Annotated in this window: 13 protein-coding genes; 7 read left to right on the top strand and 6 right to left on the bottom strand. The window is 62.9% G+C overall.

Features of this window, described 5'->3' with window-relative positions; translation table 11 throughout:
* Window positions 1-58: 58 nt before the first annotated feature.
* Both CBW66_RS04195 and CBW66_RS04190 read left to right on the top strand, forming a co-directional pair.
* The gene (locus CBW66_RS04195) at window positions 59-1,399 is read left to right on the top strand and encodes an alpha/beta hydrolase (RefSeq protein ID WP_086136736.1); all 1,341 of its coding nucleotides are present in this window, start codon (window positions 59-61) and stop codon (window positions 1,397-1,399) included.
* Window positions 1,400-1,501: 102 nt separating this feature from the next.
* On the top strand, window positions 1,502-1,927 hold the full coding sequence (locus tag CBW66_RS04190) for a Fur family transcriptional regulator (RefSeq protein WP_086136735.1): 426 nt from the start codon (window positions 1,502-1,504) through the stop codon (window positions 1,925-1,927).
* Window positions 1,928-1,940: 13 nt separating this feature from the next.
* Here the strand turns inward: CBW66_RS04190 and CBW66_RS04185 are convergent, their stop codons facing one another.
* From CBW66_RS04185 to zigA, 4 genes are read right to left on the bottom strand one after another with little or no spacing between them, the layout of a single operon-like run.
* A complete protein-coding gene (locus CBW66_RS04185) occupies window positions 1,941-2,459 on the bottom strand; it encodes a GNAT family N-acetyltransferase (RefSeq protein WP_086136734.1) in 519 nt (172 codons plus the stop codon).
* A 44-nt stretch (window positions 2,460-2,503) separates the two neighbouring features.
* Window positions 2,504-3,292 carry a hypothetical protein gene (locus CBW66_RS04180; RefSeq protein ID WP_086136733.1) on the bottom strand — a complete coding sequence of 263 codons (789 nt, stop codon included), beginning with the start codon at window positions 3,290-3,292 and terminating at the stop codon, window positions 2,504-2,506.
* Complete coding sequence (locus tag CBW66_RS04175; RefSeq protein ID WP_086136732.1) at window positions 3,289-4,293, bottom strand: GTP-binding protein; 1,005 nt, start codon at window positions 4,291-4,293, stop codon at window positions 3,289-3,291. The genes CBW66_RS04180 and CBW66_RS04175 overlap by 4 nt, the downstream gene beginning before the upstream one ends.
* 19 nt (window positions 4,294-4,312) lie before the next feature.
* Window positions 4,313-5,539, bottom strand: a complete 1,227-nt coding sequence (gene zigA / locus CBW66_RS04170) for a zinc metallochaperone GTPase ZigA (RefSeq protein WP_086136731.1) — start codon at window positions 5,537-5,539, stop codon at window positions 4,313-4,315.
* A 251-nt stretch (window positions 5,540-5,790) separates the two neighbouring features.
* Between zigA and CBW66_RS04165 the strand changes: the two genes are divergently transcribed.
* The 4 genes from CBW66_RS04165 (at window position 5,791) to CBW66_RS04150 (ending at window position 11,516) form a co-directional block, all read left to right on the top strand.
* Window positions 5,791-6,837 (top strand): hypothetical protein, encoded by a 1,047-nt coding sequence (locus CBW66_RS04165; RefSeq protein ID WP_205701091.1) that lies wholly within the window; start codon window positions 5,791-5,793, stop codon window positions 6,835-6,837.
* Window positions 6,838-6,951: 114 nt separating this feature from the next.
* Window positions 6,952-9,048, top strand: coding sequence for a bifunctional 2',3'-cyclic-nucleotide 2'-phosphodiesterase/3'-nucleotidase (locus CBW66_RS04160; RefSeq protein ID WP_086136730.1), 2,097 nt, complete (start codon window positions 6,952-6,954; stop codon window positions 9,046-9,048).
* 56 nt (window positions 9,049-9,104) lie between these two features.
* Complete coding sequence (locus CBW66_RS04155) at window positions 9,105-9,797, top strand: tetratricopeptide repeat protein (protein WP_086136729.1); 693 nt, start codon at window positions 9,105-9,107, stop codon at window positions 9,795-9,797.
* A 282-nt stretch (window positions 9,798-10,079) separates the two neighbouring features.
* Window positions 10,080-11,516, top strand: a complete 1,437-nt coding sequence (locus tag CBW66_RS04150) for a catalase (protein WP_086136728.1) — start codon at window positions 10,080-10,082, stop codon at window positions 11,514-11,516.
* A gap of 78 nt (window positions 11,517-11,594) precedes the next feature.
* Here CBW66_RS04150 and CBW66_RS04145 read toward each other — a convergent pair whose 3' ends face one another.
* On the bottom strand, window positions 11,595-11,927 hold the full coding sequence (locus CBW66_RS04145) for a hypothetical protein (RefSeq protein WP_086136727.1): 333 nt from the start codon (window positions 11,925-11,927) through the stop codon (window positions 11,595-11,597).
* Between the two features lie 149 nt (window positions 11,928-12,076).
* Window positions 12,077-13,255 (bottom strand): hypothetical protein, encoded by a 1,179-nt coding sequence (locus tag CBW66_RS04140; RefSeq protein ID WP_086136726.1) that lies wholly within the window; start codon window positions 13,253-13,255, stop codon window positions 12,077-12,079.
* A gap of 256 nt (window positions 13,256-13,511) precedes the next feature.
* On the opposite strand from CBW66_RS04140, the gene CBW66_RS04135 reads away from it, so the two are divergent.
* The gene (locus CBW66_RS04135; RefSeq protein ID WP_086136725.1) at window positions 13,512-15,473 is read left to right on the top strand and encodes a serine protein kinase; all 1,962 of its coding nucleotides are present in this window, start codon (window positions 13,512-13,514) and stop codon (window positions 15,471-15,473) included.
* The last annotated feature ends 1 nt before the right edge of the window (window position 15,474 follow it).

The raw sequence follows: 15,474 nt of genomic DNA, 5'->3' as shown, positions 1-15,474 counted from the left end.
CTTTTATGGCAATATGGGTTGATATTTAATCCAGATTGACCTGAAAGGCAGGTGGCGCATGGACTTGATTACTTCCGCCGTCGTGGCGGCCATCGAACATGGCGCGCCCCGCCACGCGCCGCAAGCCGTCGCCAGCCACTATGAGCGCCTGAAGCTGGCCATCGCCAAGTTCGACAGCGCCGCCGCCATCCTGGCCGCCATCGCCGCGCTGGAAGCCGAACCCGCCTCTCCCCAGCTGCAACTGGCCCTGTCGGCCGCCCTGTCCGCGGCGAAAGTCCCCGACGATATGGAAACCCTGTTTGCCGCGCAAGGCTTGCTCGATGTGCTGCAGCGCCCCTTCCCCCAGGCACCCGAAGTGGAGGCCGCGCCCGCCCCGGCCGATAAGAGCACCGTCGTGTCGAACTATGCCGTGGTGAAAGTGTATTTCGCCACGGACCGCCAGCGCGACGTGGGCAAGCCGCCGGCGCAGCGCTTCAGCGGCGAACGCAACATCATGAGCGGCAATGGCCCGCTCGCCTATGGCAGCTGCGACATCAGCATCCCGCGCGACCACCGCATGGGCCAGCTGGAATCGCCGTCGCTGTGGCGCCTGGAATTTCGCGACGACCCGGCCAAGCACGTGGTGCTGCTGTCTGCCGAAGTACAAGACCGCGACAACTTCTTTGCGGCCTTGAAGACGCAGATCCGCGCTGCGGCCGGCAAGAGCGCCTTTATCTTTATCCACGGCTATAACGTGACTTTCGAGGATGCGGCGCGGCGCACGGGACAGATGGCCTACGACCTGGGCTTCGATGGCGCGCCCGTGTTCTACAGCTGGCCGTCGCGCGGCGACGTGGCCAGCTACACCATCGATGAAAACAATATCGAATGGAGCACGCCCCACCTCACGGCCTTCCTGGCCGACTTTCTCGCCAGCACGGAAGCGGCGCAAGTGTATCTGGTGGGCCACAGCATGGGCAACCGGGGCCTGGCACGGGCCGTAGCGGACTTGCTGGCCGCGCAGCCGCAACTGGCGCAAAAGATCACGGAAATCATCCTCTCCGCGCCCGATATCGACGCGGCCATCTTCAAGCACACGATCGCGCCGGCACTGGCCCAGGCGCGCAATCCCGTGACCTTGTATGCTTCCTCGCAAGATCTGGCCCTGGCCGCCTCGAAGGTCGTGCACGGCTATCCGCGCGCGGGCGACAGCGGCGCCGGCATGCTGATCGTGGCGGGCGTGGAAACCATCGACGCCACCGGCGTGGACACGAGCTTCATGAAGCACTCGTACTTTGCGGAAAAACGCTCGGCCCTGTCCGACATGTTTTATCTGATACGCAACCAGGCGCGCGCCGACCAGCGCTTTCTCGACCCCGTCGATACGCCGGCGGGCCGCTATTGGACGTTCAAACCATGACGCGGCTTCATGCTGTGCGGCACGCGTGCTAAGATACGGCCCATAGGGTGGCACAGGCACGGCGATGACGCCGCCAGCCGATCTCCCGCAAGCAGGCTTATCATGTTGACATCATCTTCTACACCGCACGCCGAATCGCTGATCCGCAACACCAACGCCCGCGTCACCAAGACGCGCGTGAAGGTGCTCGACTTTTTAATGGCGCAAAGCCGTTCGCTGACCCACCATGAAATCCAGCAAGCGCTGTCGCAGGACAGCGATATCGATTCCGTCACCCTGTACCGGGTGCTGGAATGGCTGACGGAAAATGCACTGGTGCACCGCATCGCGGGCGCCGACCAGGTGTGGCGCTTCAGCGCCGGTGCCGGCCACCAGGCGCACGAGCACGCGCACTTCCAGTGCACCAAATGCGCGAACGTCACCTGCTTCAATGAAGTCAAGCTGCCGCCGCCCGTGCTTCTGCCGGAAGGTTTCAGCGGCGGCGAAGTCGATTACCTGATCAAGGGCCTGTGCCCGCGCTGTAAATAATTCCTCCGAAACATCACTTGAGCAGCAAGGCCAGGTGATGCTCGTCATAAAACAAGTCGCCCACGCGCATCGAGCGCGGCTCCGTGCCATACGCGATAAATCCCAAGGATTCATACAGGCGCAGGGCGGCATTGTTTTCCGCATTCACGCTCAGGTGCACCTGCATGACGGCCGGGTCCGACTCGGCCAGCTCGATGCAGGCGTTGACGAGCCGCCGCGCCACACCGTGGCCCCGTTGCGTCACATCGACGAACACGCCCCATAACACGGCCTTGTGCGACAGCTGGCGCAGCGGCTCGCGCCGCAAACCGGCAAAACCCACGAGACGCTCGCCATCGAAGGCGCCAAAGCCCCGCTGCATGGCACCGCCGGCGATGCGCTGCACGTGTTCTTCGGGCGTCCGGGCCAGTTCATCCTCGCGCGACGAGGAAAACGAGCTGGGCGAATCAAGGATGGCGCGCAGGCGCAGCGCGCAAAAGGCGGTGGTGTCGGCTGGCGTCAGCAGGCGGATGACGATATCGGAGGCGGGCATGGGAGGACTCGGCAGTTTTTTTCCATTATACCCACGCCCTTCCCTCATGCACGCACGCGGCGCAAGCCGAGCAAGGTCCAGCCGTACAGGGCCGCCATCAGCAGCAGCATGGCCGCGCCCAGCGCCGCCGTCCAGCTTTCCGGCAGCGACCAGGCCGGTTCCAGCTTGCCGGCAGCCAGGTAAGCGGCCATCGCCACGCAGATGGCGACGATGGGCCAGCCCAGGCGGCGCCGGAAGGCGCGCACGACATCAAGCTTGCCGGTGCGCATGACCTTGGCCGTGACCCAGCCATCGAAGGTATCCGTCACGCCCATGCCGGCGGCAAACACCGTCCCCGTGAGCAAGGCCGGCCCCATGCCGCCCAGCGCGACGGCCGCATAGCCCCAGGCTGCCGCCTGCAAGGCCGTATCGAACACGAGCGCGAACAGCATGCCGACGAGGATGGCGCCAAATGGCCCGGAAGCGCCCCGCAGCCGGCGTGGCAATAGCCGGCCGCGCACCTCGGCCAGCTGCGCGCCGGCCAGCAGGCTGCGCGCATTCAGGGCGGCGATGAGCAGCAGCAAGGCGATGGGCAGCCATTCCAGCCAGCCGAACAGGCGTGGCGAGGGCGTAAATTGCCGCGCTGCCACGGCGGTGACAGTGACCAGAGCCAGCACGCAGACGCCATGCCCCAGCGCAAACAGCGCCCCCATCCATGGCGTCCAGCGCGGATGGGCCGCCTGGCTGCGCAAAGTCAGGCCGTCGACGGCGGCAAGGTGGTCCGGTTCCAGCCCATGCCGCATGCCGAGCAAAAAGATCAGCGCCAGGGCGGGCAAGCCCGCTTCCACGCTCATGCGACCACCCCGGCCGGGCTGGCTGACTTGACCACGCAGCGGTCCAGGCCCCGGATCAGCATCTCCTGCGGCAAATCGCGGCCAATAAAAATGATCTTGCTGGCGCGCGGTTCATCGTCGCGCCACGGCGCGCCCAGTTCCGAGCCCATCAGCATGTGCACGCCCTGGAAGACGGCGCGGCATGGCAGGTCGGCGACATATAAGATGCCCTTGTAGCGCATCAGCTGGCTACCGAACAGTTGCACCACGGCGTCGAGGAAATTTTCTACCTGCATCAGATCGAGAGGCTGAGACTGGTGGTACACGAACGATTGCACGCCATCGCCATGGCGGTGGCCCAGTTCCCCGAGGAAATCCGGCTCCAGCTCGACGATGGCGTTCAAGTTAAAACCGCGGATGTTCAGGATGTCGCGCAGCGGCACATTGCCGAAGCGCACCTTCTGTATGCTGGCGCGGCCATTGATGGCGACCAGGCGCTGGCGCAGCGCGGCCAGTTCATCCTTGCCGACCAGGTCCGTCTTCGACAGCAGGATGCGGTCGGCAAAGCCCACCTGCTCCTGCGCTTCCTGGTGCGCCGTCAATTGCTGCTGCGCATGGCGCGCATCGACCACCGTCAAGATGGCGTCGAGCAGGTAGCACGCACTGACGGACGGTTCCGCAAAAAAGGTTTGCGCCACGGGCCCAGGCGCGGCCAGGCCCGTCGTTTCGATGATGACGTGGTCGAAGGCGATGGTCCCGGCTTCACGCCTGGCGTAGAGCTCGCCCAAAATGCGGATCAGGTCGCCACGCACGCTGCAGCAGATGCAGCCATTGTTCATTTCCACGATCTGCTCGCCGCTGTCCTGCACCAGCAAACCGTGGTCGATACTTTCGGCGGCGAATTCGTTTTCGATCACGGCGATGCGCACGCCGTGATCGCCCTGCAATATGCGCTTGAGCAAGGTGGTTTTCCCGCTGCCGAGAAAACCCGTGATGATGGTGACGGGGATCAGTTCTGTCATATTGCTTTCCTGTCGATGGTTAATCTTCGAGTTCTTCCATCCGTTGCCATTGGGGAAACGGGTCGGGCAGCTGGCGCCAGGCGGCCATGCCCTGGCGCGTTTCCGTGTAGTTGAGTTGACATTTCTTTAAGTCCGCCTCGATGGCGGCCTGGTCCATGTCCTGGCCGATGAAGACGAGCTCCTGGTAGCGGTCGCCATGCGGCTCGCTCCAGCCCGCCTTGATTTCCGCCAGCGATCCGGCATCCGCGGGCCAGCGTTCCTTCGGCACGGCCGCCCACCACAGGCCCACGGGCTCGATATTCATCAGTTTGCCCGCGCCGGACAGGCTGGCCACCCACTCGGGGCGGCTGGCCAGCCAAAAGTATCCCTTGCTGCGCACCACGCCCGGTATCGGCTGCGAAATATAGTCGTGCAGGCGCTGCGCGTGGAACGGTGCCCTCGCCCGGTAGACGAAGCTGCCGATGCCGTAGGTTTCCGTCTCCGGCGCATGCACGCCGGCCAGCTCTTGCACCCAGCCCGGCATGCTGGCCGCCTGCTCCAGGTCGAACAAGTTCGTGCCCAGGATGGCGTCGAGCGGCACGACGGACTGGTTGGTTTCGATGATGCGCGCACCGGGATTGAGGGCTTTTATAATGGCCAGCACGCGCAGGCGCTCGTCCGCCGCCACCATGTCGACCTTGTTGAGGACGATGACATTGGCAAATTCAATCTGTTCCGTCAGCAAATTGGCCAGCTGGCGGTCGTCGCCCTCGCCCGCCGTTTCTCCCCGTTGCTCCAGGCTGTCTTCGCTGTGGAAGTCAGCCAGCAAGTTGGCGCAGTCGACGACGGTGACCATGCAATCGATGCGCGCCACGTCGTTCAGGCTGTCGCCGTGCTCGTCCTCGAAGTCGAACGTGGCGGCCACGGGCATCGGCTCGCCCACGCCCGTCGACTCGATCAGCAGGTAATCGAAGCGGTCTTCGGCAGCCAGGCGCCGCACTTCCAGCAGCAAATCGTCGCGCAGGGTGCAGCAAATGCAGCCGTTGGACATTTCCACGAGTTTTTCTTGCGTGCGCGACAAGGCCGCGCCGGCGGCCTCGGCGCTGTCCTTGACCAGCGAAGCGTCGATATTGACTTCGCTCATGTCGTTGACGATGACGGCCACGCGCTTGCCTTCGCGGTTGCGCAGTATGTGGTTGAGCAAGGTAGTCTTGCCGGCGCCAAGAAAGCCGGACAGGACGGTGACGGGGAGTTTGCGCTGGGGCATGGGGAATCCTTCGGATGGGTGAGTACGTGATGGTCAATGTAAATGCAGTTCAGTTGCATTGACGAATTATAATGCAACTTAGTTGCATTGACGCGACAATCGTTACCCGCCGTCCCGAAAAAAATCCAGGCGCCACGCCGCGCAGTCCAGGCCACGCTCCTCAAGGTGCTATAGTGGAATTGGCCGGCCAGGCGATCGAAGCAAGCGCCTGGCGGCTGAACAGTTAAATTCTCCCCGTTCCCAAGGATTCGATGATCTTACGCAGCTATACAAGGTTTTTTGCATTGGCCTTTTTGATGATGGGCAGTGCGATTGCCGCGGAAATAAAAAACCCGATCAAGCACTATATTTACTTTAATCACCGTGAACAGCACGGGGAAAACATACGCTCGGATAAGGCATTGCGCGATCCGCGCTTCAGCGGTGCCCAGATCGTGTACACCTGGCGCAGCCTGGAGCCGGAACAAGATCGGTACGATTTTGCGGCGATCCGCCACGACATCCGCTATCTCGACTCAATCGGGAAAAAGCTGTGGATACAATTGCAGGAAAAATCCTTCACGCCACGCCATAATGTGCCGGCGTATTTGCTCAGCGATCCTCGCTACCAGGGCGGCATCATCAAGCAGAGCATGCTTTCCGCACCGGAACGCGACCCGAATAAAGCGGCCACGGAAGATGAATATGGCTGGTCGCCAAAAATGTGGGAAGGACCGGTACGCGAGCGTTATCAACGCTTGATCCAGGCGCTGGGCAAGGAATTTGACGGGAAAATCGAGGGCATCAATTTCAGCGAAAGCTCGATCGACATTGGCGTGGAGGACAGCAAGGGAAATACGACGTTCCCCGATGATTTCAAGCCGCAACAATATGTCGATGCCATCAAGGAAAACATGCAGGTACTGGCCGCTGCCTTTCCCCACACCACCACCATGGTGTATCTGAATTTTCTGCCCGGTGAATGGCTGCCGTGGACCGACAAGGGCTATATGCGCAGCCTGTTTGCACAGGCGCAAACGCTGCAGATGGGCGTGGGCGGTCCTGACCTGATGCCATATCGGAAAAGCCATATGGGCCAGAGTTACGGCTTTATCAGGGACTATCCTGTCAACCTGGTCAAGGGCATGGCCGTACAGGACGGCAACCTGCGCCAGATCAATCCCCGTACCAGGAAAAAAAATTCCGTGGAAGATATGCTCGATTTTGCCCGCAATTACCTGGACCTCGACTACATTTTCTGGGTAGAAGACGAGCCGTACTTCAGCAATGAAGTGCTGAAAAAACTGCCGGCCCCTTGACAGGCCGTCGCGCCATCGCGCGCAACCCTGCATCCATGCGCCTTGCACGGCTGTCATCGCCGCGTCATATGGCGGCGTTACAGTCGCGTCCTTTGAATCTTTCCGAGGGCGGTAATGAAAACAAATTGGGTCATGCTGGCGGCGCTGGCAAGTGCGGGTCTCGTCGGTTGCAACGGCAGTTCGAACACGGCGCCGGCCATTCCCGAGGGCACGACGGTCACCGTGGCATTGCTGGAAACCACCGATATCCACTCGAACGTGTTGAGCTACAACTATTATGCGCTGGCCGAAGACACGAGCCTGGGCCTGGAGCGCACGTCGACCCTGATCCAGGCGGCGCGCGCGGAAAACCCGAACAATGTGCTGCTCGACGATGGCGACGTCATCCAGGGCACCTTGCTGGCCGACCTGCAAGCCGTGGCCGCGCCCGTGCCCTGCTCCGGCACCCTGGCCGTGCACAAGGCCATGAATGCGCTGAAATACGACGCGGGCGGCATGGGCAACCACGAATTCAACTATGGCTTGCCCTACCTGAGCCAGATCACCAACACGGATTTCGGCATTCCCGGCGTGGCCAAGCCCACGGGCACCTGCGGCGCCCCAGCCTTCCCTTCCGTGCTGAGCAATGTAATCGGCGTCGCCAGCGGCAAACCCATATTCCAGCCCTACACCCTGCTGCCCCGCGATTTCGCCGCCACGGCGCCCGACGGCAGCAAGCTGACCGTGAAGATCAATGTGGGCGTGCTGAGTTTTGTACCGCCGCAAATCCTCGAATGGGACCAGAAAGTGCTCGCCGGCAAGGTCAGCGTGACGGGCGTGCAGGAAGCGGCCAAGCAATATGTGCCGGAATTGCGCAGCAAGGGCGCCGACCTCGTCGTGGCCCTGTCGCATGGCGGCCTGGACACGAGCGCCTACAGCCCGAAGATGGAAAACGGCAGCTATCACCTGACCAGCACGGGCATCGACGCGCTGATGATAGGCCACTCGCATTTGATCTTCCCGAAGGGCAAGGAGACGGGCGCGGCCGCGCTGGACGCTTCGTTTTCCGCCTTCCCCTCCAGCGCGAAGATCGACGCCGTCAACGGCTTTGTGAACGGCGTGCCTACCGTCATGGCGCAAAGCTGGGGCCGCCGTTTGGGCATCATCAAACTGACCATGGTGTACCAGGCCGGCAAGTGGGTGGTGCAGCCGGCCAAGACGACGGTGGAATCGCGCGGCTTCAAGTACACGGATGGCACGACTCTCGTGAAAGCCGACCCGGCCATCGCGCCGCTGGTAGCCACCGAGCACGCGGCCACCATCGCCTACGCCAAGCAACCGCTGGGCATCAGCACGGATTTCGAAATGTCCGCCTATTTTGCGCTGGTGGGCGACGTCAGCGCCATCCAGCTGGTGAACCAGGCCCAGCTCGATTATGTGAAGAACTTCATCGCCACCAGCACGGATGCCACCTTGTCCAGCTACAAGAATATCCCCGTCATCTCGTGCAGCGCGCCGTTCAAGGCGGGCCGCAACGGGCCGTCAGACTTCACGGACGTGGCTGCAGGCGCGACGCCGGCCGCACCAATCGGCTTGCAAGTGCGCAATCCGGGCGACTTGTATTTGTATAGCAATAACAACCTGCAAGCCGTGAAGATCAAGGGCGCGGACTTGAAGGCGTGGCTGGAAACGTCGGCCAAGCAATTCGCGCAGATCGATCCGAGCGTCACGGCCGAACAGGATCTGGTGCCGTCGTATGGCACGATCTATAACTATGACGTGTTCTACGCGGAAAACAATGCGCTGACGTACCAGATCGATGTGACGAAAAAACCGGGCAGCCGCATCGTCAACCTCACGTACAAGGGCGCGCCCGTGGCCGACGGCGATGATTTCATCGTCGCCACCAACGACTACCGCGCCGGTGGCGGCGGCGCCGTGCCAGGCATCGACGGCAGCAAGACCATCATCAAGTCGCCCGACGCGAACCAGGCCGTGGTCAGCAACTACCTGGCGTCGCTCAGCACCAAGGGCGGCAAGGTGACCCTGGCGGCGAATGGCAGCGCGCGCAGCTGGAGCTTCGTCAAGACGGCCACGGCCGGCCCCGTAATCCTGCGTTCGGCACCGGGCCACCTGGCGCTGGCGCAAGGCAGCGGCATCGCCAGCGTGGCGGCCGAAGGCGCACTCGACGCCAGCGGTTTCGCCAAGTACCGCATCGACCTGAGCAAATAAGGTCCATGGGCCGGGACGGATGTCGTTCCGGCCTGTCTTGATGAAAGGTAATCAACATGAAACACGCACTCTCCCTTCCCGCCGTCGTGCTGGCCGCCGCCCTGGCCGCCTGCCAGTCATCGCCACCGCCCACGGCGGCGGAAATCGAAGCCGTCGCCATGCATGCGCGCCAGGCGGGCGACCACCAGGCCGAACGCAAGGTACGCAGCTGGGCCGGCAAGGACATGCCCGTCGCCGAGCGCGAACTGGCGCTGATTTACCAGCCCCGTCCCGCCCGCCGCGCCGAGGCATTGAGCCTGTTCGAACAGGCGGCCCGCGCCGGCGACACGGAAGCGGCTTTCGAGCTGGGCCAGATGCTGCGCGCGGCCACGCCGGGCCAAGCCTGGCTGTGGTACCGGCAAGCGGCGCAGCAAGGCCATGCGAAGGCGGCCCTGATGCTGGGCCTGCTGGCGGCGAATGGCGAAGGCGTACCGAAAGACCAGAGTGAAGCGGCGCGCTGGCTGGCAAAATCAAGCGAACTAGGCAATCCGCACGCCATGTTCCTGCTGTACAACGCCTACCGCGAGGGCCGCGGCGTGCCGCGCGACCTGGCCAAGGGCCGTGAGTTGCTGGAAGAAGCGGCCCACCACGAATACCCGCCCGCCATCCAGGAACTGGCCATGACGGTACAGGCCGACGACGCCTTGCGCGCCGGCCACCTGATGAAGGAAGCGACGGAGCACCGGCATAACAACTGGAACAAGTTTTAAAAACTGGGCAAAAGGCCAGTGGCGCGATCGTCGCCGGTCTTTATATACTGGCAAATTGCAAGCGTGCGGGAGCGGCAGCCATGGAGCGATTATGATGCAAGTACGCCAGCTGAGCTTGCTCGGACGGCGTGGCAAGCCATCCCGTAGCAAAGAGTTTACACTGGTTTGCATTTTAGAAATTTTACTCTGGACCAGCCCCGGTGAGTGTGCATTCAGCCCAGCCAGTGTTTGAGTAGCGCCGGTGCGTCCATTGCTCTGCCTAGCCATGAAAGAAAGAGTCCAATGAAAAAGCTCACCACCGCCTTTGGCGCGCCTGTCGTCGACAACCAGAACATCCAGACGGCCGGCCCGCGCGGCCCCGCCCTGTTGCAAGATGTGTGGTTCCTGGAAAAGCTGGCCCACTTCGACCGCGAAGTGATTCCCGAGCGCCGCATGCATGCCAAGGGATCGGGCGCGCACGGCACGTTTACCGTCACGCACGACATCACGCGCTACACGCGCGCAAAAATCTTTGGCGCAGTGGGCAAGCAAACGCCGATGTTCGCGCGCTTTTCCACGGTGGCCGGCGAACGGGGCGCGGCGGACGCGGAACGCGACATCCGCGGCTTTGCCTTGAAGTTCTACACGGAAGAAGGCAACTGGGACCTGGTCGGCAACAACACGCCCGTGTTTTTCATGCGCGACCCGTTGAAATTTCCCGATCTGAACCACGCCATCAAGCGCGACCCGCGCACCGGCTTGCGCAGCGCCAATAGCAACTGGGACTTCTGGACCTCGCTGCCCGAAGCCCTGCACCAGGTGACGGTGGTGATGAGCGACCGGGGCTTGCCGCGCAGCTTCCGCCACATGCACGGCTTCGGCAGCCACACCTTCAGCTTCCTGAACGCGCAAAACGAGCGTTTCTGGGTCAAGTTCACCTTTAAAACCCAGCAAGGGATACAAAACCTGACGGACCAGGAAGCCGAGGAGCTGGTGGGCAAGGACCGCGAAAGCTCGCACCGCGACCTGTACGAAAGCATCGAAAACAAGGATTTCCCCCGCTGGACGCTGTACGTGCAAATCATGCCGGAAAAAGAGGCAGGCACGTATCACCTCAACCCCTTCGACCTGTCGAAAGTGTGGCCGCACGGCGACTACCCGCTGATCGAGGTGGGCGTACTGGAATTGAACCGCAATGCCGACAATCACTTTGCGGAAGTGGAACAGGCGGCATTCAACCCGGCCAACGTGGTGCCCGGCATCAGTTTTTCGCCGGACAAGATGCTGCAAGGCCGCCTGTTTTCGTATGGCGACGCGCAGCGCTATCGCCTCGGCGTCAACCACAGCCATATTCCCGTCAATGCGCCGAAATGCCCATTTCACAGCTACCACCGCGACGGCCAGATGCGCGTCGACGGCAACCAGGGCGGCACCCTGGGCTATGAACCGAACAGTGAGCAGGAATGGGCCGAGCAGCCCGATTTCCGCGAACCGCCGCTGAGCATCGAGGGCGCGGCCGACCATTGGAACCACCGCGTCGACGAGGATTACTATTCGCAGCCGCGCGCCCTGTTCCGCCTGATGACCGCGGCGCAGCAGCAAGCCTTGTTCGACAACACGGCGCGCGCCATCTCGGGCGCCTCGGAGCAAGTCAAGCAACGCCACATCGGCAACTGCACGCTGTGCGATCCCGCCTATGGCGCGGGCGTGGCCGAAGCGATCGCCCGCCTGAGCAAGTAAGGCAGGCTGAAAAGAACCCGGAAGGCTTGGCAACAGGCCTTCCGCCGCAACGATCAGCGGCCAGGCGGCCAGGCCTGCCTACCAGCGCTGGATATCGATCTGGCCAGTGATGCTCGTTTCCACCGGATAGCCCTCAACCTGCGACGGCACGCGCCGCTTGACGGACGAGTCGCGCAAATACACGACGAGCGCGTCCTTGCCCACGGCCGTGTGTCCCACGCTGACGCCTTCCACGCCGTCGATGGCCATCAGCGCCCGCTCGTTGCGCCGCTTTGCCGCTTCCAGGCGGCCCTGGGGCGCGGCCGGAGTGTACTGCCCCATGCCCTGTCCAGGAATCTCATCCGGCAAGTACGGCATGGCGGCGTCTTCGAAGACGGCATATGGCGATGGTACGAATTTACTGTTTGACATGACAAACCTCCTGAGGCATTCCATGATACACCCGGCCATCCGGCGCTGTAGCGCCGTTCGCCGGGCACAACCATGCATGGCTGCGGCCTCTCATACAATCATCATCGTGCAAAAAGCAACGTTATGCAAGGCGGCACCTGGCAGCGTGCTCAAGTGTACAAATTGATGTCGAGCGCCGCCACGACCCGCCGCATCTGGTTGGCAAACGTGATGTTATTGCCGCCGGCAAACAGCAGGCCGACGGGATTGCGCTGCTGGTTCCAGGTCCAGATGGATGAACCGGAATCGCCGCCCGCGCTGAATGTCCCGCTCACGCCCGTGATGGCGATCTGGTCCTGAAACAGCGCGATCCTGCCGCCGCCGTAATTGACGTTGATGGTCGCGCCCAGGCCCGTGATGCGGCCCTGCGTCAATTGCGTCGTGCGGCCGGACTTGCCGACCAGCATGCCCAGCACGGGCGCCACCAGGGCATTGCTGATGCGGAAGTAGGCAGGCACGCCGCCGTCCAGGTAAACCAGTTCGGGCCGCACCCTGTCTGGCCAGGCCCAGCCGGTGGCGCAATCGACAAAGTTGACGCCGCCGCTGAAATTGATGGGCACGAAGCGTTCGAGCACGGCCACCTGGTCTTGCGGGCAGCGGCCGCCATCGATGGGGCCCGGCTGCACGATGCAATCGTTGAACACGCCGCCGTTGGAATTGGCCAGCACATGATTATTGCTAAGAATCATCAAGCGGCTGCTGCGCGGCGCGCTGCGGCCCACGGCCAGGCAGCCGATGGTGCCGGCCGTGATGCGGAAATGCCCGACCGACACGCCGCCCGGCGCCGGGCGCAGGCGGAAACGGTGCGGCTGCGCATCGATCACGCCCGTGACGACGATATTCACGGGCACCCTGTCGCTGGCCACGGCGCGCACGCCCATGGCCCCCACGATGGCGGCCTTGGCACGGTCGACGGAGGTGGGCTCGGCCACGTACAGGGTCAGGGCCGGCAAGCCCGGCTCGCCGGACGAGCTGTCGCTGGCGCCCTCGCCCAGGCCAATGGACACGCCCTGGATATTGCCGCCGTCGCTGAAGGCGTCGGCCGCGCGCACGCCGCCCGCCTGGGAAATACCCTGGCGCATGCCGTCTTCGATGCTGCGCTTGATTTCCAGTAGTTCCATGCTGACGCCGCTCAGGGCGTCGGGCACCTCCGAGACGGACGCGGTCTCGCTCGTATTGTCGTCTTCGCCGGGGGCGGCAAACTGGCCGACGGCCTCTTCATCGTCCGCGCTTTGTCCCCTGCCGCTGCCGCCAGGCGGGGCGCTGAAACCATTCTCGTTACCTATCATTATGTTCTCCTCGTGGGTCGTCGCAAGACCAGTGTGGACGTGCCGCGCAGGCCAGTATTGATCTGGATTGAACCGCGCTGACGCATGGCGGTGCTGTCTCAATGGGCGCTGCGAGGATAAAAATAGTTCCCTCGTCAAGGTTGAGCGAGATCAGTCGTGCGGGCAGAGGCAGCGTCGTATACTTGACTGGCAGGCTGGAACTGGGCCTGCACACGGCAGCAACGGTATGGATGGGGAAATAATGACGATTCCTGGTATGCCACACCATGACGACGCGCCTGCGGGCGAGCAAGGCCAGCATGCGGGTTTTGTGCACGGCATGGCGGCCTGGGCGGAAAAACACCGCATCAGTCCCTGGCGCGGCAGTTTTGCCGACTTCATCGAGCAAATCCTGCCCGGCCGCGCTGGCCTGCTGACGCGCAGCGCGCACCAGTATCTGTGGGACATGATGCGCTGGAACGGCCACACCGACGACAACGGACGCTTCCGCTGCCGCCTGTTCGACGACGAGCTGTTCGGCATTGACGAGGCAATCGACCGGGTCGCCGCCTACTTCAAGGCGGCCGCCGCCGGCTCCGAAGTGGGCCGGCGCATGCTGTTGCTGCTGGGCCCGCCATCAGGCGGCAAGTCGACCATGGTGATCCTGCTCAAGCGGGGGCTGGAAGAATACAGCCACAGCAGCGAAGGCGCGCTGTACGGCATCGCCGGCTGTCCCGTGCACGAATCGCCGCTGCATCTGGTGCCGCACAGCATGCGCGCCGACTTTCGCGCCAGCTATGATGCCGAACTGCACGGCGAACTGTGTCCCCATTGCCGCGCCCGCCTGGAAGAGCAGTACGGGGGTGACTTCCTGCGCATGCCCGTCGAGCGCATCCACCTGTCCGAGGCGGGCCGCTGCGGCATCGGCACGTATGCGCCGCACGATCCCACCACAGCCGACCTGGCCGACCTCGTGGGCTCCGTCGACCTGTCGAAAGTGGCACAGTACGGCGACGAAGGCGATCCGCGCGCCTGGTCCTGGTCCGGCGCCGTGTATGCGGCCAGCCGCGGCATGCTGGAAATGATCGAAATCCTCAAGGTCAAGCGGGAATTTCTCTATTTACTGCTCACCTTGACGCAGGAAAAGAATGTCAAGGTGTCGCGCTTCCCCCTGATTTACCTCGACGAAACCATTGTCGCGCACACGAATCTGGCGGAATTTCGCAAGTTCATGCAAGAAAGCGAAAACGAGGCCCTGCTCGACCGCATGGTCATCGTGCAAGTGCCGTACACGCTCAATTACCGCGAAGAAGCGCGCATTTACCGCAAGTTGATCCTGGCGGCAGCGCCCGCCTTCCGCGACGTGCACCTCGATCCGCACGTGCTGCATGCGGCGGCCGTGTTCGCCATCCTGAGCCGCTTGCCCGAGGGCGACGAAAAGGAAGCGGAACTGGTCAAGAAACTGCGCGTGTACGCCGACGAAGACGTCGACGACTTGCAGCATGCCGACATCCGCCGCCTGCGCGAACGCGACAAGGCGCCCGACGAAGGCTTGGCGGGCGTGTCGCCCCGTTTCGTCATCAATGCCCTGTCGCACGCCATCATTTCCGCCCAGCGCAACAGCCTGTCCACCATGGACGTGCTGCTGGCCCTGAAAGACGGCATCGAAAGCGATGCGCGCATCGAACCGCGGCGCAAGCGCAAGTGGGTCGATTACCTGGTGCTCACGCGCAAGGACTTTTATAACCGCTGGGTCAAGGCCGACGTGCACAAGGCCTTGTTCGTGTCGTTCGAGCAAGAAGCGCAAGACTTGCTGAACAAATATCTCGATGAAGTCGAAGCCATGCTCGACAACCGCCAGATCCGCGACCCCATCACCAGCGAAGAACGCCGTCCCGACGAACGCTTCCTGCGCGCCGTGGAAGAAAAAATCCATATCAGTGATGCGGGCAAGCAGTCGTTCCGCCAAGAAGTGGTGCGCAAGGCCATGAGCGCCTTCAAGCGGGGCGAGGCATTCGGCCTGGGCAGCCATGCGCAACTGCACGACGCCATCCAGCAATATCTGTTCGAGCAGCGGCGCGACGTGCTGCGTCTGGTGGGTTCAGCCAAGCGTCCCGATGACGACGTGCGGGCAAGGATTTCCGCCGTCGAACAACGCCTGGTCGACGAATACGGCTACGACACCCACAGCGCGCGCGAAGCGCTCAACTACGTGACCACCTTGCTGGCACAGGAATAGC

Origin of the sequence: Janthinobacterium sp. GW456P, assembly GCF_002127655.1 — a bacterium.
Taxonomy (GTDB): Bacteria; Pseudomonadota; Gammaproteobacteria; order Burkholderiales; family Burkholderiaceae_D; genus Janthinobacterium.
This window is presented reverse-complemented; position numbering and strand designations above follow the sequence as displayed.

Coding starts and splice junctions, on each gene's coding strand:
- CBW66_RS04195 (WP_086136736.1), top strand. CDS start 59: ATGGACTTGATTACTTCCGCCGTCGTGGCGGCCATCGAACATGGCGCG.
- CBW66_RS04160 (WP_086136730.1), top strand. CDS start 6,952: ATGAAAACAAATTGGGTCATGCTGGCGGCGCTGGCAAGTGCGGGTCTC.
- CBW66_RS04175 (WP_086136732.1), bottom strand. CDS start 4,293: ATGACAGAACTGATCCCCGTCACCATCATCACGGGTTTTCTCGGCAGC.
- zigA (WP_086136731.1), bottom strand. CDS start 5,539: ATGCCCCAGCGCAAACTCCCCGTCACCGTCCTGTCCGGCTTTCTTGGC.
- CBW66_RS04190 (WP_086136735.1), top strand. CDS start 1,502: ATGTTGACATCATCTTCTACACCGCACGCCGAATCGCTGATCCGCAAC.
- CBW66_RS04135 (WP_086136725.1), top strand. CDS start 13,512: ATGCCACACCATGACGACGCGCCTGCGGGCGAGCAAGGCCAGCATGCG.
- CBW66_RS04140 (WP_086136726.1), bottom strand. CDS start 13,255: ATGATAGGTAACGAGAATGGTTTCAGCGCCCCGCCTGGCGGCAGCGGC.
- CBW66_RS04150 (WP_086136728.1), top strand. CDS start 10,080: ATGAAAAAGCTCACCACCGCCTTTGGCGCGCCTGTCGTCGACAACCAG.
- CBW66_RS04155 (WP_086136729.1), top strand. CDS start 9,105: ATGAAACACGCACTCTCCCTTCCCGCCGTCGTGCTGGCCGCCGCCCTG.
- CBW66_RS04145 (WP_086136727.1), bottom strand. CDS start 11,927: ATGTCAAACAGTAAATTCGTACCATCGCCATATGCCGTCTTCGAAGAC.
- CBW66_RS04180 (WP_086136733.1), bottom strand. CDS start 3,292: ATGAGCGTGGAAGCGGGCTTGCCCGCCCTGGCGCTGATCTTTTTGCTC.
- CBW66_RS04165 (WP_205701091.1), top strand. CDS start 5,791: ATGATCTTACGCAGCTATACAAGGTTTTTTGCATTGGCCTTTTTGATG.
- CBW66_RS04185 (WP_086136734.1), bottom strand. CDS start 2,459: ATGCCCGCCTCCGATATCGTCATCCGCCTGCTGACGCCAGCCGACACC.